The organism is Nocardia sp. CC201C (assembly GCF_030010695.1).
GTDB classification, from domain to species: domain Bacteria; phylum Actinomycetota; class Actinomycetes; order Mycobacteriales; family Mycobacteriaceae; genus Nocardia; species Nocardia otitidiscaviarum.
On record NZ_JASCXP010000040.1, the window covers coordinates 1 to 14,336 of the forward strand.

The window sequence follows — 14,336 nt, forward strand, 5'->3', positions numbered from 1 at the left end:
GGATCGGCGGCTGGCCGCCGGGGAGCGGCTGCCGCTGCTCGGTGTGCCCATCGCCATCAAGGACGACACCGATCTCGCCGGTACCCCAACGGCTTTCGGCTGTGGCGGCAACTTTCCCGCCAAGACCGAGGACGCCGAATCGGTGCGGCGACTGCGCGCGGCCGGTGCGGTGATCGTCGGCAAGACCAATACCTGCGAACTCGGACAGCTCCCGTTCACCAGCGGAGATGCCTTCGGGCACACCAGGAATCCGTGGAGCGCCGAGCATACGCCGGGCGGCTCCTCCGGTGGTTCCGCCGCGGCGGTGGCGGCCGGATTGGTTCCCGCCGCACTGGGTTCCGACGGCGCGGGGTCGGTGCGCATCCCCTCGGCGTGGAACAACCTGGTGGGCATCAAACCGCAGCGCGGACGCATCTCCACCTGGCCGCTGGCCGAGGCGTTCGAGGGGCTCACCGTGAACGGCCCCCTCGCCCGCACCGTGGCCGACGCGGCGCTACTGCTCGATGCCGCCGCCGGGCCGCATCCGGGTGACAAGCACGTCCCGCGCGCCCTGCGCGTCTCCGAGGCCGTGGGCCGCGATCCCGGCCGCCTGCGCATCGCGCTGTCCCTGCGCATCCCCTTCACCGCCACCAGGACCGCACTCGATCCGGAGGTGGCGGGGCGCGTCCACGCGCTGGCGGACACCCTGCGCGGCCTCGGCCACGAGGTGACGGTGGCCGATGTGGATTACGGCGTGCTTCTCGGCGCGAGCTTCCTGCCCCGCTCCATGGTGGGCATCCGGCACGCGCTCGACCGACTGCCGGGCGCGGCCGTCGACCCGCGCACCAGGCACAATGCCCTGCTCGGCCGCGTGCTCGGCCCGGCCCTGTTCGCCGCCCGCGCCGCCGAACCCCTGCTGCGCATGCGCATCGGCGCCATGTACGACAGGTTCGACGTGGTGCTCTCCCCCACCACCGCCACCCCGCCCCCGGGCGTCACCGAGATCGACGGCATCGGCACCATGGCGACCGACGCCCTCATCACCGCCGCCTGCCCGTACACCTGGCCGTGGAATGTGCTGGGCTGGCCCAGCGTCAACGTCCCCGCGGGCTTCACCGCCGCCGGACTGCCGGTGGGTGCGCAGCTCATGGGCCCGGCCAACTCCGAGGAGCTGCTGGTTTCGGTTGCGGCCCAACTGGAGTCGGAGCTGAAGTGGTACGAGCAGCGGCCCGCGCCGTGGTGGCTGGAGCATCCGGCGGCGTGAGCACCGACAGGCGGTAATCGGCCGGGATCGTCGATTTCCGGCCGTGTCGACGACGCTGCGGCCACGACAGCGTGGACCGTGACAACACCGAGCACAGCCGCGACACCACCGGCACCACCGCGACGGCTTAGGCACCACCGCGACGGCTTAGGCACCACCGCGACGACTTCGGCACCACCGCAGCGATATCTCGTCTACCGCCATGTCGCGACATCCGCTCCGAACCGTGCGACTTCACCGGCTGCACCACCGCGGCGACATCGGCACCACCGAAGCCACACCGCCACATCGACGGCGTGCCCGCACCCGCTGAGCCGCGCCGAGGCGGCGTGCCTGCGGGGTGACCAATGCCGCGCCCGGTAGCATCCCGCACGACCGGACGCCCGACCGGAACCCAGATCCCTGCCCCCTGGACCCATCCCTGGTAGGCCACGCGGTCCGGGTGCCTGAGACCGGATCACTGAGAGCGAGTCCCCGACCTCGAGGAGGCCGTCGTGCTGGCAGTCGTACAGATCCTGGCCGCGCTCGCGGGTCTGGTGCATGTGGCGATCTTCTATATGGAAGCGGTGCGGTTCACCGACCCGAAGGTGCACCGCGGCATCTTCGGCGTCGCCGAGGACGAGGTGGCAGCCACGCAGCCGTGGGCGTTCAACCAGGGGTTCTACAACCTGTTCCTCGCCATCGGCGCATTCGTCGGCGTGGCCCTGGTCCGTGCCGACGCCTCGGCCGGTTGGGCGCTGATCCTGATGAGCTGCGGCTCCATGCTCGCCGCGGCCGTGGTACTGGTCGCCCGCTACCGCGACAAGGCCAACGCGGCCGCCAAACAGGCTCTCTTCCCGGCTCTGACGCTGCTGGCCGCGCTCACCCAGCTGTAGGCCCGGCCGTCAGCCGGTGCGGCGCGGCCCGGCTCTCCTCGTCGGCGGCGCGATAGATCACCAGGTGGTGAAGGAGGTGGCGGCGCAGCCGGGCCGCACCCCGGCGCAGGTCGCGCTGGCCTGGACGCTGCGCAATCCGGCCGTCACCGCGCCGATCATCGGCGCGCGGACGCCCGAACAGCTGGAGGACAATCTCGGGGCGCTGACCGTGGAGTTCGATGCCGGGCAGGTGGCACGGCTGGAGGCGGCGAGCGCCGTCGACCTGGGCTTCCCGCACGAGTTCCTGGCCCGCGAGATGACGCGCACCGTGACGACCGGCGGACTGACCGTCCAGGCGCGGCGGTGAGGCCGCCGCGCGACCGGCTCAGAAGCCCAACTTGCCCAACTGTTTCGGGTCTCGCTGCCAGTCCTTGGCGACCTTGACGTGCAGGTGCAGGTAGATACGGGTGCCGAGGATGTGTTCGATCTGCTTGCGGGCGTTGGTGCCGACCTCTTTGAGGCGGGAGCCGCCCTTGCCGATGATGATCGCCTTCTGGCTGGGGCGTTCGACGTAGAGGAGGGCGTGCACGTCGAGCATGTCCTTGGCGGACTTGGCATTCGGGTCGTCGGCGTCCACCTCGCGGGGCAGGATCTCCTCGATGACCACGGCCAGGGAGTGTGGGAGCTCGTCGCGCACGCCTTCGAGGGCGGCTTCGCGGATGAGCTCGGCCATGAGGGTTTCCTCGGGCTCGTCGGTGAGCTCGCCGTCGGGGTAGAAGGCCGGGCCCTCGGGCATCTTCGAGGCGATCACATCGACGAGGGTTTCCACCTGCTCGCCCTTGACCGCCGATACCGGCACCACGTCGGCGTCGGGCCCGAGCAGTTCCGAGACCGCCACCAGCTGGTGGGCGATCTGGTCGCGGCTCACCTTGTCGATCTTGGTGACCACGCCGAGCAGGGTGGTCCTGGGGGCCATGAGCTTGATCTGCTCGATGATCCAGCGGTCGCCGGGGCCGATCTTCTCGTCGGCCGGAACGCACATGGCGATCACGTCGACCTCGGAGTAGGTGTCGCGCACCAGGTCGTTGAGCCGTTGCCCGAGCAAGGTGCGGGGCCGGTGCAGGCCGGGGGTGTCCACCAGGATCAGCTGGGCGTGCTCGCGGTGCACGATACCGCGAATGGTGTGCCGGGTGGTCTGCGGCCGCGAGGAGGTGATGGCGATCTTCTGCCCCACCATGGCATTGGTGAGCGTGGACTTGCCGGTATTCGGCCGTCCCACGAAACAGACGAAACCCGAACGGAATTCACTCATTCGAACACCTCGGATCCGGTATGTGCGTCGGAGCCCTCCGGTACGCCGGAGCGCTGGGCGGGATCGCCCTCCACGGGCCCGTCGACAATGTCGAAGACCTTGCCCTTGGCATCGGAGAAGATGATCTTCGCCGTCTCCGACACCTCGCGTACGGCGGCCACTCCCCGGTCGGAGAACGGGCTGCCGACCACCACCGCCGCCTCGAAACCCTCGGCGCCACTGGAGATCGCGGCCGCGACGGCGGCCTGCAGCGCGGTCAGCCGCAGGGCGTGCAGCGATACCTCACCGGCGGCGTAGGTGCGCCCGTCGGTGTCCCGGATCGCCGCCCCGCCGGACCCCCCGGCGCGGCCCATGGCCCCGCGCGCCAGGATCAGCAGCTTGTTGTCCTCGGCATCCAGTTCAATCATCTGCCTCTCCATCCTCATTCGCGCCGGACCCACCGACGCCGTCCGCTCCGGCCGATTCGCCGTCGCCCCGTTCCGATGCGGCCTTGCCGGCACCGGCCTTCTCGGCGGCCCGCTTCACCACGACCGTGTGCACCCGCACCCGGCCGCGGGCGTCGGAACCGCCCTCCCCCTTCAGCACCAGTCCGTGCGCCACCGCTTTCGAACCCGGTAGCGGCACGCGCCCCAATTCGTGTGCGAGCAGCCCGCCGACGGTGTCGACGTCCTCCTCCTCGATCGCCATGCCGAACAGCTCGCCCAGGTCCTCGACCGACAGTCGGGCGGAGACGCGGTATTTGCCGTTGCCGAGGTCCTCGACATCGGGCACCTCGTTCTGGTCGTACTCGTCCACGATCTCGCCGACGATCTCCTCGAGCACGTCCTCGATGGTGACCAGCCCGGCGATGCCGCCGTATTCGTCCACTAGGACGGCCATGTGATTGCGACGGCGCTGCATCTCGTCGAGCAGATCGTCGAGCGGTTTGGAGTCCGGCACGAAGACGGCCGCGCGCATCACCTCGTGCACGCGGACCTTCCGGCTGCGATCCGCGTAGGGCACCATATCCTTCAGGTACACCACGCCGACGATGTCGTCGACGTTCTCGCCGATCACCGGAATCCGGGAGTGCCCGGACCGCACCGCCAGCGACATCGCCTGCGCCACGGTCTTCTCCGACTCGATCCACACCATTTCGGTGCGCGGCACCATGACCGCGCGGGCCGCGGTATCGCCGAGTTCGAATACCGACTGGATCATGCGGCGTTCGTCGTCGGCCACCACGCCGCGCTCACCGGCGAGGTCGACCACCTCGCGCAGTTCGATCTCGGAGGCGAAGGGGCCGTTGCGGAATCCCTTACCGGGGGTGATGGCATTGCCGATGAGAATGAGCAGCCGACTGATCGGACCGAGCAGGGTGCCGATCGCCTGCAATGGCAAGGACGCCGCCAGTGCGAGCGAATACGCGTGCTGGCGACCCAGCGTGCGCGGCCCGACCCCGATCACCAGATAGTCCACCAGCACCATGACGGCAGCGGTGACGACCAGCGCCCACAGCTGATCCATCCAGTCCAGCAGTACCGCGGCCAGCAGGACCGTCGCGGTGATCTCGCACAGCACCCGCAGCAGCACCATGAGATTCACATAGCGGGGCCGATCGGTGATGATGTGCGCCAGCCGCGCCGCGCCGGGCCGCTCGGCCCGCACCATATCGTCCACCCGGGCCGCCGAAATGGTGTTCAGCGAGGAGTCGAGCGCCGCGAAAATGCCACCCAATGGCACCAGCACGATCGCCAGCGCCAGCAGAAACAGTGAATTCACGCCGGGTCCAAGGGATCTCCGGGCGCGGTGAAGCCGGTCTTGCCGAGCAGCCGCGCATCCCGCTCGGCCAGTTCGGCGCGCCGCTGGGCCTCGCGCACACTCTCGTACCAACCCTCCAGCAGCGACGCCTGCAGGGCGAACATCTCCTTCTCCTCCTCCGGCTCGGCGTGGTCGTAGCCGAGCAGGTGCAGGACGCCGTGCACGGTCAGCAGCGCCAACTCGTGGTCGACGGAATGTCCGGCCTTGGTGGCCTGCTGTGCCGCGAATTCGGGGCACAGCACGATATCGCCCAGCATGGAGGGGCCGGGCTCACCGGCGTCGGGACGCCCGCCCGGTTCCAGCTCGTCCATGGGGAACGACATGACGTCGGTGGGACCGGGCAGGTCCATCCAGCGCATGTGCAGATCGGCCATGGTGTCGAGATCGACCAGCACCATCGACAGTTCGGCCGCCGGATGCACGTCCATCTGGCCGATCACGAAACGCGCGACACTGACCAGCTCCTCTTCGGATACGTCCATACCCGATTCATTGGCGATCTCGATGCTCACCCGCTCAGCCTATCGGCCGAGTTCAGCGCCGCTCCGCTCGGCTCGCGGCACGCCGCTGCGCGCGATTGCCCGGATAGTGCGCCGTCACCTGCGGGCGCGTCTCCGCCTCGAACCGGTCGTAGGCGTCCACGATCTGCCCGACCAGCCGGTGGCGGACCACATCCGCGCTGGTGAGCTCGGAGATATGGATGTCCTCGATGCCGTCGAGGATCTCCGTCGCCGCCCGCAGCCCCGACCGCGCACCACTGGGCAGATCGACCTGGGTGATGTCACCGGTCACCACGATCTTGGAACCGAAGCCCAACCGGGTGAGGAACATTTTCATCTGCTCGGCCGTGGTGTTCTGCGCCTCGTCCAGGATGATGAAGGAATCGTTGAGGGTGTTGTGCGTGAGCAGGAAATCCTCGGTCACATACAGCGAATCCGCCGCCGCGACCCGGATGCACACGGCTTCCTCGGTTCCCGCCTCCTCGATGCGATCGATGAACCGCATCGGCCGCCCGCCGCCGGTGGCCGCGTACTTCTCGGCCTTGCGGGCCAGTCGGAAGGGAGCGATGCCCTCCGGCAGGCGAATATCGAGTATGTGCGCATCGGAGCGGTGATGCACCTCCCGGCCTCTCGCCAAGCCGGGCCGGCGTCCGAGTGCCGGTCGGGTGCGGTGGTACACCACACCGCCCAAGGATTGGACGAGGAAGACGACATCGTCACGCAGACGGTCCGACACGGTCGTGAACTGGATGCGGCAGGTTCTCCCCTGCTGGGTGACCGGACCACCGTCGGAATCGAGCAGACCCTGCAAGACACCGAGCCGGACATCAGACGAGTTGAACAGATACTCACTCGGTATGAACTTCGAATCCGAACGCGAACCCGCCAGTCCGAGTGTCCGCGCGACCGCCGTCACCGGATTCTCGATGGTGATCACTTCGCCCGGCGTCGTGATGCGATTGAGCACGTAGTCGACGTCGGACTTCCGGCGGGCGACAACACCGGGGATCAGATTCTCGAGCGCCCGCACCAACTCGGGATCGGTGGTCGCGAAACTCGGTGTGGACGAGCAGGTCAGGCAACCGTCTCCGAGCAGCAGGCCGAGGGCGTACGGGTCCATCGGCACCGGACGCGGTTCGAACCGCACCGCATCACTCAGGAGCGGCAGTTCGTAACGGTGATAGTGCGCGGCCCGCAGGTTGCCGATCATCTCCTTCGTCTGGAGCACCCGAGCGGGCTTGCCACGCCGCCGATCATCCCGGGTGTACACGGACCACAGGTGGTCGCCCGAAGCCAGTGTCGAGGAGCCGTCCTGGGTGTGAACGCGATAGATCTCCTTGAATCCCTGCGGGTACACACCGAGCACCTCGGTCGGGCGGCCATCGGAACCGATGACGTAGTCCCCGACCTCGATCGTGCCGATCGGGCGGAAGCCAGCGGGCGTCAGCACCTTCGTGAAGAGGGGCTGCGCACGGCCGCGCATGTACGCCAGCGGCGCGACCTCGATGACGCCCGCGGCCATGAGCTTGGGAATGGCCTCGGGATCCATCATGTCGTGCAGGGCGTCGTAGAGCGGGCGCAGGTACGGGTCGATCTTCTCGTTGAGCGTGCCCGGCAGGAAGCCGAGCCGCTCCCCCGCCTCGACCGCGGGCCGGGTCAGAATGATGCGGTTGACCTGTTTGGTCTGCAACGACTGCACGGCCTTGGCCATGGCGAGGTAGGTCTTGCCGGTACCGGCCGGGCCCACGCCGAACACGATGGTGTGCTCGTCGATGGCGTCGACGTAGCGCTTCTGATTGAGAGTCTTGGGCCGGATGGTCTTGCCGCGCCGGGACAGGATGTCCAGGCTCAGCACCTCCGCCGGGGAATCCGAGGAACCCTCGGTGAGCATGGAGTACGTGTGCCGGACCGCCTCGGGGGTCACCACCCGGTTGCGCGCGGTGAGCGCCACCAGCTGGGCGATGACGCGCTCCGCGAGAGCCACGTCGGCCGGTTTGCCGGTGAGGGTGACGGAATTGCCGCGGACATGGATGTCGGCGTCGAGCAGGCGTTCGAGTTCACGCAGGTTCTCATCCGCCGAACCCAGGAATCCGAACACCGATTCCGGTGCGAGTTCGATGCTCGAACGTACGGTCCGCCCCGCCGGTCCGGACCCGTTGCCGCCGGCTCCGATGCCCGCGACGGGAGTGGTCTGGTCGCCGTTTTCGCCTGGTGTTCTCAAAAGTGGCTATAGCCTGCTTTCCGGTCTCGAACGTCACCTTCGTTGATGAAAGTTTAGCGCCGTCCACCGACAGCGCCCAGTGAATATGCTGCTACCGGCAGTGCCGCTGCGAGACCGTCACCCGGCCGAGGCGGGCTGGTGACCGGGGCGCGGCTCGGGTCGCGCCGCCGCCCAGTCGAGGGTGAAATCGCGGAACCGCCGCACCGCCTCCGACGGCGCGGCGCCGGGCGTCCAGATCATGCCGACGGTGCGCAGGGCATTCGAATCGGTCAGCGGCAGCAGCGTCAGCCCCGGCTGGAGGCCGGTGATACGCGGGTCCTCGAGCGGCAGCAGCGCCACCCCGAGACCCACCGCGACCAGACCCGCGATGGTGCCGAGATTGCTGCATTCGAAGCCGATGCGGGGGCGGAAGTCGGCGGCGGCGCACAGGTCGTCGAGCACCCGACGCATGCCGAAACCCGGGTGCATGGCAATGAATTCGGCATCGGCCGCATCGGCCAGGCCGACCTGCCGCCGCCCGGCGAGCCGATGGTCGGCGGGTACCGCCAATGCCAGCTGCTGGCGCAGCAGCGGCCGCCAGCCCAATCCGGGCGCGGCCGGTTTGGGCGAGACCAGGCCCAGATCGGCGCGGCTGTCGAGCACCGCCGCGGTCACCACATCGGCCGCGTCCTGGCTCAGGGTGAAGGTGATGCGCCCGGTGCGGCGGCGGAAGCCCGCGATCAGTTCGGGGACCAGACGTGCGCCCAGAGAATGCTGAAAGGCCAGCCGCACCACGCCTTTGGCGGGGTGCGCGAGGTCGGCGAGTTCCCGCTCCGCGGTCTCGAGTTCGGCGCGGGCGCGTCGTGCGTGCTCGTAGTAGACGCGCCCGAAGTCGTTGAGCGTGAGGCGTTTTCCGTGCCGGTCGAACAGGTGCACACCGAGGCGGCGTTCCAGGCGGGCCAGCATGCGCGACAGGGTCGGCTGGGTCAGGTGCAGGCGTTCGGCGGCCGCGCCCACCCGCTCGAGTTCGGCGAGCGTGATGAACCAGTGCAGATCGTCACTGCCCATGCCATCCTCCGCCGGTTAGCTGCACAAATACCGATTTGGCATCAACTTCCGATTCATTATGCATTTCCTTTGTCATGCCCGGTGTGCGCATGGTGGGCAACATGAGCATCGCGGCGGCCACCGAGACCGCGTCCCGGGACAAGCGCATCATCCTCGCCCTGTTCGCGGCGGGTTTGACCACCTTCGCGTCCATGTACAGCGCACAGGCGCTACTGCCCAGCCTGTCGGCGGCGTTCGGGGCGACCCCGGCGCACGCGGCGCTGGCGGTCTCGCTCACCACGGGACTGCTGGCGCTGGCGATCGTGCCGGTGAGCGTGCTGTCGAATCGGTTCGGGCGCACCCGGGTGATGCGGGCGTCGGCCCTGGCGAGCTGTGCGATCGGGCTGCTGCTCCCCTTCGCCCCGACGCTCGACGTGCTGCTGGCCGGGCGCGCGGTGCAGGGGCTCGCGCTGGCCGGGGTGCCCGCCGTGGCCATGGCGTATCTGGCCGAGGAGATCGGCTCGGCGGGACTGGGCGCGGCCATGGGCGTGTACGTGTCCGGCACCAGCGTCGGTGGTCTGTCGGGGCGACTGATTCCGGCGGTCACCCTGGAAGCGGCCTCGTGGCGCTGGGCGGCGGCGGTGCTGGCGGTGGCAGCGGCGCTGTGCACCGTGTGGTTCGTGCGGGTGCTCCCGCCGTCGCGGCACTTCACCCCGGTTACCGCCGATATCCGCACGCTCGCAGCGGATCTCGCGGGCCACCTGCGGCACCGCACCCTGCTCCCGCTGTTCGCCACGGCCTTCGTGCTGGCGGGCGGATTCACCGCGCTGTACAACTTCCTCGGCTTCCGCCTCACCCGGCCGCCCTTCGCACTGTCCGAGGCCGTGGCGGGTTCGGTCTTCGCCATGTATCTGGCGGGCACCGTGGCGGCCACGCTGGCGGGCCGCTGGGCCGATCGCCACGGCCGACACCGCGTGCTCATCGCGGCCATCCTGGCCATGGCCGCGGGTGTGGTACTCACCCTGCCCGACCACCTGCCGCTCATCCTGCTCGGCGTCTTGCTCTGCACCGCAGGCTTCTTCGGCGCGCACGCGGTGGCCAGCGGCTGGGTGGGAACGGCCGCCACCGGCAACCGCGCCGCCGCGTCGTCCCTCTACGTCTTCGCCTACTATCTGGGCAATTCGATCATCGGCGGTGCGGCGGGCCTGGCGTACGGCCACCGGGGCTGGGTCGGGCTCACCGCATACGTGGCCGTACTCGTCGGCGCGGCCGTGCTGCTGGCGGTGCCGTTGTACCGCGCCGCCCGGGCTGCTCCTCTCACTGCTGCCATGCACGGCACCGATAGCCCTGCATTCCGCACACCCGAGCCGGGCCCATCGGAATCGGTCTGAAACCCGTCGTCAACCGCGCACCCGGCACACCGGATGGCGGGCCGCACGGCCTTGCCGGATCGCAGCTCGTGTAGTCCTGCCCGTTGCGGGTCGTGCGGTCTTGCCGTGCCGCAGGCTGTTCAGGCCTTGGTGGGCAAGGCCGGGAGACCCGGCTGCCGTATGCCACGGTTCGCACGGCCGCGCGGCGGGTGCGAGCGTCAGCGTGCGGGGTTACCAGCGGGGTGTCAGCGCGCCCAGTGCGCCGAGGGCGACGGCCGCGGCGGTGGAGGTGCGCAGCACGGTGGGGCCGAGTAGGACGGTGTCCGCGCCCGCGTCGGCGAGGGCGGTCAGTTCGGTGTCGTCCAGGCCGCCTTCGGGGCCGACGATGAGCACGATCTCGGGTGCGTCGGCGAAGGGCAGGCGGGTGAAGCGGCCGGTGCCGGATTCGTGCAGGGCGGCCACCACCGCGCCCGCCGCCTTGGCGGTGCGGACCAGGTCCAGCACGTCGGCGGTGCGGTGCAGGTCGGCCACGTCGGGGATGTAGGCGCGCCGCGACTGGCGGGCGGCCTGTTTGGCGGCGCTGCGCCATTTCTCGACGGCCTTGTGCGCCTTGGCTTCCCAGTTGGAGACGCAGCGGGCGGCCTGCCAGGGGACGATGGCGTCCGCGCCCGCCTCGGTCATGAGTTCCACCGCCAGTTCGGAGCGGTCGCTCTTGGGTAGCGCCTGGACGACCGTCACCTGCGGGGTCGCCGGATCGGCGACCCGGCGGCCGAGGACCTTCAGTTCCAGCCGATCCTTCTGTGCCGCCACCACTTCCGATTCGGCGAGGACCCCGTGCCCGTCGGAGAGGGTGATGGGCTCACCCACTCGAACGCGGCGCACCGTGGCGGCGTGCCGCCCCTCCGGGCCGTCCAGGACGGCGGTGCCGCCCGGTTCGGGGACCTCGTCCAGGTAGAAGACGGTGGCGGCCACCGGGTCAGCGTCCGCTGAAGGAGGCGCGCAGCCGGGCGAACAGCCCGCTGTTGTGCTCGGACTGGGCCGTCAGCACCTCGGTGCGCTCGTTGCCGCGCAGGCCCTTGTACTTGCGCAGCAGATCGGTCTGCTTGCCGTCCAGCTTGCTCGGGATGACGATGTCCAGGTGTGCGATCAGATCGCCGCGGGAGTTGGCACGCAGCTTGGGCATGCCGTGGCCGCGCAGCACCGACACCTCGCCGGGCTGGGTGCCAGCCGGAATGGTGAGCTCCACCGGACCGTCGAGGATGGTGTCGATGACCACCGTCGCACCCAGCGCCGCGTCCACCATGGGGACGCGGATGGTGCAGTGCAGATCGTCGCCGTCACGCACGAAGGTGTCGTGCGGCTGCTCCACGATCTCCACGTACAGGTCACCGGCCGGGCCACCGCCGGGGCCGACCTCGCCCTGCGCGGCCAGACGCACGCGCATGCCGCTGGCCACACCCGCCGGAATGGGCGCGGCGATCTCACGCCGCGACCGCACCCGGCCGTCGCCGCCGCACTTGCGGCACGGATCGGGAATGGTCTCCCCCGCGCCACGGCAGGTCGGGCACGGCCGCGAGGTCATGACCTGGCCCAGGAAGGACCGCTGCACGGTCTGCACCTCGCCCGCGCCGCCACAGGTCTCACAGCGCACCGGTTTGGAGTTGCCATTGGTGCCCGCACCCTGGCACAGGTCGCAGAGTACGGCGGTGTCGACGGTGAGGTGCTTGGTGACCCCCACCGCGCACTCCTGCAAGGACAGCCGCGTCCGCAGCAGCGAATCCGCGCCGGGCTGCACCCGCCCACGCGGCTTGCGCTGACCACCGGAAGCGCCCATACCGCCGAAGAACGCCTCGAACACGTCCCCGAGGCCGCCGAAACCGGCACCGGAGAAGCCGCCGCCCATGCCGCCGCCGGACTCCAGCGGGTCACCGCCGAGATCGACGATGCGCCGCTTCTCCGGGTCGGTGAGCACCTCGTAGGCGCTCGACACCTCGCGGAAGCGCTCCTGCGCACCCGGATCCGGATTCACATCGGGATGCAGTTCACGCGCCAGCTTGCGGTAGGCGCGCTTGATCTCCTGGTCGGTCGCGTTACGCGCGACACCGAGCAGTGCGTAATAGTCCCGTGCCACTTGCGCTCTCTAGTCCTGTCCTGGGGCTCGTCCCCGCCCGTGCGGGGAAACACTGTTCAACCGGCTCACCGTTCGGCGAGCACCTCACCGATATACCGGGCGACCGCGGCCACCGAAGCAATGGTCCCGGGGTAGTCCATCCGGGTCGGACCGAGCACACCCATTCCCCCGAGCACGGTACCCGTTACGCCGTAGCCGGTGGACACCACCGCCGTACCGCGCATCTGCTCGACCTTGGTCTCCTCCCCGATCTGCACGGTCACGGTACCCGGCTGCTGTGCCGCGGCCAGCAGCTTCAGCACGATCACCTGCTCCTCGAGCGCCTCCAGCACCGAACGCAGCGAGCCGGGGAAGCCGTTGCCCGCGAAATCGGAGGCGCTGCGGGTCAGATTGGCGGTGCCGCCGAGCACCAGCCGCTCCTCCGGATGTTCGACGAGGGTTTCCACCAGCACCGTCGACACCCGCACCAGCACGTCCCGCAGTTTGGCCGGGGCGTGCTCGGGCAGTTCGGCCACCGCGGCCGAGGCCGCGTTCAGCCGTTTGCCGTCCATGGCCTTGCCGAGCATGCCGCGCAGCGCGGCGAGATCCTCCTCGGAGACCACATCGCCCAGCTCCACCAGCCGCTGGTCGACGCGGCCGGTGTCGGTGATGACCACCAGCAGCAGCCGGGCGGGATTGAGCGCGACCACCTCCAGATGGCGGACGGTGGAGGCGGTGACGGTCGGGTACTGCACCATGGCGACCTGACGGGTCAGCTGGGCCAGCAGGCGCACCCCGCGCCGCAGCACATCGTCGAGATCGACGCCGTTCTCCAGAAATTCCATGATCGCCCGCCGCTCGGCCCCGGACAGCGGTTTCACCTCGGCGATGTGGTCGACGAACTGGCGATAGCCCTTGTCGGTGGGGATGCGGCCGGAGCTGGTGTGCGGCTGGGTGATGTAGCCCTCGGCCTCCAGCACCGCCATGTCATTGCGCACGGTCGCGCTGGAGACGCCCAGGTTGTGCCGATCGACCAGACTCTTGGACCCGATCGGTTCCTTGGTCGCGATGTAGTCCGCGACGATCGCGCGCAGGACTTCGAGCCGCCGTTGCTCGGTGCTCGACATCTGCCCCACCTCCTCGTTCGCCTTCGGGTCCGCCGCCCGCGCGCACCCGTTCGGAGCGCAGGGTGGACTCGCGGATTCCCGGTTGATCCGCGATCCAGTTTAATTGCCCGACGGCGTATCGCCCGCGCACCCGTCACCAGCTGCGTGGATCTCGGCCCGCAGCACTATCCCAAGATCATCCGCGGTTCATTGCCGGGCTTCCATTTGATGCCGCAGCCGATGCTGGGCGTATGCGGTTCCGGAACGATCCCGCCCGCGAACACGAACGACACCGCCGACCGCAGCGACGCACCGTCGGAGGGCAGATCGTTGCCGGGCCGGGCGGCGTCGAATTCGCCGCGGTAGGCCAGGCGGCGGTCGGCGTCGTAGAGGAACAGGTCCGGGGTGCACTGCGCTCGGAACGCCTTGGCCACCTCCTGCGATTCGTCGATCAGGTACGGGAACCGGAATCCTGCCCGCCGCGCCTGCTCACGCAGGTGGTCGGCATCGTCGTCGGGATAGTCGCGCACATCGTTGCTGCCGATCGCGACCGTGGCCAGGCCCTCGGTCGCCAGTTCCGCGGTCACCGCGCCGAACGCGTGCTCGATCCGCCGCACGTACGGACAGTGATTCGACAGGAAGGCGACCAGCAGGGCCGGTTGGGAAGCGAAACTGCTCAGCGAGAACGTGTCACCGTCGACGGACGGCAGGGTGAAGTCGGGGGCGGGCGTGCCGAGCTGAACCATCAGGGATTGGAGCGCCATCCGCCCATTGTCCGTCGCCGGGGCGCGTCT

At 69.4% G+C, this 14,336-nt stretch carries 14 protein-coding genes; 4 read left to right on the forward strand and 10 right to left on the reverse strand.

All coding sequences use genetic code 11. The features are described 5' to 3' along the window. From QK444_RS07035 to QK444_RS07045, 3 genes are all read left to right on the forward strand, one after another. Positions 1-1,243: amidase (locus QK444_RS07035; RefSeq protein ID WP_282778230.1), on the forward strand; the 1,243-nt coding region annotated here is incomplete at its 5' end. A gap of 497 nt (positions 1,244-1,740) precedes the next feature. Continuing rightward, on the forward strand, positions 1,741-2,118 hold the full coding sequence (locus tag QK444_RS07040; protein WP_282778271.1) for a DUF1304 domain-containing protein: 378 nt from the start codon (positions 1,741-1,743) through the stop codon (positions 2,116-2,118). Positions 2,119-2,182: 64 nt separating this feature from the next. Continuing rightward, complete coding sequence (locus QK444_RS07045) at positions 2,183-2,464, forward strand: aldo/keto reductase (RefSeq protein ID WP_282778232.1); 282 nt, start codon at positions 2,183-2,185, stop codon at positions 2,462-2,464. A gap of 18 nt (positions 2,465-2,482) precedes the next feature. Here QK444_RS07045 and era read toward each other — a convergent pair whose 3' ends face one another. The 6 genes from era to QK444_RS07075 all read right to left on the reverse strand — a co-directional run bounded on the left by era (position 2,483) and on the right by QK444_RS07075 (position 8,977). After that, on the reverse strand, positions 2,483-3,409 hold the full coding sequence (gene era, locus QK444_RS07050; protein WP_282778234.1) for a GTPase Era: 927 nt from the start codon (positions 3,407-3,409) through the stop codon (positions 2,483-2,485). Beyond that, on the reverse strand, positions 3,406-3,816 hold the full coding sequence (locus QK444_RS07055; RefSeq protein WP_282778236.1) for a cytidine deaminase: 411 nt from the start codon (positions 3,814-3,816) through the stop codon (positions 3,406-3,408). The genes era and QK444_RS07055 overlap by 4 nt, the downstream gene beginning before the upstream one ends. Then, positions 3,809-5,170, reverse strand: a complete 1,362-nt coding sequence (locus QK444_RS07060) for a hemolysin family protein (RefSeq protein ID WP_282778238.1) — start codon at positions 5,168-5,170, stop codon at positions 3,809-3,811. Before QK444_RS07060 ends, QK444_RS07055 begins: the two co-directional genes overlap by 8 nt. After that, entirely contained in the window at positions 5,167-5,721 is a 555-nt protein-coding gene (gene ybeY / locus QK444_RS07065) for an rRNA maturation RNase YbeY (protein ID WP_029932059.1), read from the reverse strand. The genes QK444_RS07060 and ybeY overlap by 4 nt, the downstream gene beginning before the upstream one ends. Before the next feature lie 22 nt (positions 5,722-5,743). Next, the gene (locus QK444_RS07070; RefSeq protein ID WP_282778273.1) at positions 5,744-7,882 is read right to left on the reverse strand and encodes a PhoH family protein; all 2,139 of its coding nucleotides are present in this window, start codon (positions 7,880-7,882) and stop codon (positions 5,744-5,746) included. 165 nt (positions 7,883-8,047) lie between these two features. After that, positions 8,048-8,977 carry a LysR family transcriptional regulator gene (locus QK444_RS07075; protein WP_282778241.1) on the reverse strand — a complete coding sequence of 310 codons (930 nt, stop codon included), beginning with the start codon at positions 8,975-8,977 and terminating at the stop codon, positions 8,048-8,050. 101 nt (positions 8,978-9,078) lie between these two features. Between QK444_RS07075 and QK444_RS07080 the strand changes: the two genes are divergently transcribed. Further along, entirely contained in the window at positions 9,079-10,347 is a 1,269-nt protein-coding gene (locus QK444_RS07080) for an MFS transporter (RefSeq protein WP_282778243.1), read from the forward strand. 210 nt (positions 10,348-10,557) lie between these two features. On the opposite strand, the gene QK444_RS07085 is transcribed toward QK444_RS07080, so the two are convergent. The 4 genes from QK444_RS07085 to QK444_RS07100 form a co-directional block, all read right to left on the reverse strand. Next, positions 10,558-11,298: a 16S rRNA (uracil(1498)-N(3))-methyltransferase gene (locus QK444_RS07085; protein WP_282778244.1), complete on the reverse strand. Its 741-nt coding sequence runs from the start codon at positions 11,296-11,298 to the stop codon at positions 10,558-10,560. 4 nt (positions 11,299-11,302) lie between these two features. Continuing rightward, positions 11,303-12,457: a molecular chaperone DnaJ gene (dnaJ, locus tag QK444_RS07090; protein WP_029932054.1), complete on the reverse strand. Its 1,155-nt coding sequence runs from the start codon at positions 12,455-12,457 to the stop codon at positions 11,303-11,305. 65 nt (positions 12,458-12,522) lie between these two features. Then, positions 12,523-13,563 (reverse strand): heat-inducible transcriptional repressor HrcA, encoded by a 1,041-nt coding sequence (gene hrcA / locus QK444_RS07095; protein ID WP_282778247.1) that lies wholly within the window; start codon positions 13,561-13,563, stop codon positions 12,523-12,525. A 164-nt stretch (positions 13,564-13,727) separates the two neighbouring features. Beyond that, entirely contained in the window at positions 13,728-14,306 is a 579-nt protein-coding gene (locus tag QK444_RS07100; protein WP_282778249.1) for a thioredoxin family protein, read from the reverse strand. Positions 14,307-14,336: the final 30 nt, after the last annotated feature.

Bases quoted from the DNA above. Each gene is read 5' to 3' on its own strand.
- era (WP_282778234.1), bottom strand. From the start codon at position 3,409: ATGAGTGAATTCCGTTCGGGTTTCGTCTGTTTCGTGGGACGGCCGAAT.
- hrcA (WP_282778247.1), bottom strand. From the start codon at position 13,563: ATGTCGAGCACCGAGCAACGGCGGCTCGAAGTCCTGCGCGCGATCGTC.
- QK444_RS07055 (WP_282778236.1), bottom strand. From the start codon at position 3,816: ATGATTGAACTGGATGCCGAGGACAACAAGCTGCTGATCCTGGCGCGC.
- QK444_RS07100 (WP_282778249.1), bottom strand. From the start codon at position 14,306: ATGGCGCTCCAATCCCTGATGGTTCAGCTCGGCACGCCCGCCCCCGAC.
- QK444_RS07075 (WP_282778241.1), bottom strand. From the start codon at position 8,977: ATGGGCAGTGACGATCTGCACTGGTTCATCACGCTCGCCGAACTCGAG.
- QK444_RS07080 (WP_282778243.1), top strand. From the start codon at position 9,079: ATGAGCATCGCGGCGGCCACCGAGACCGCGTCCCGGGACAAGCGCATC.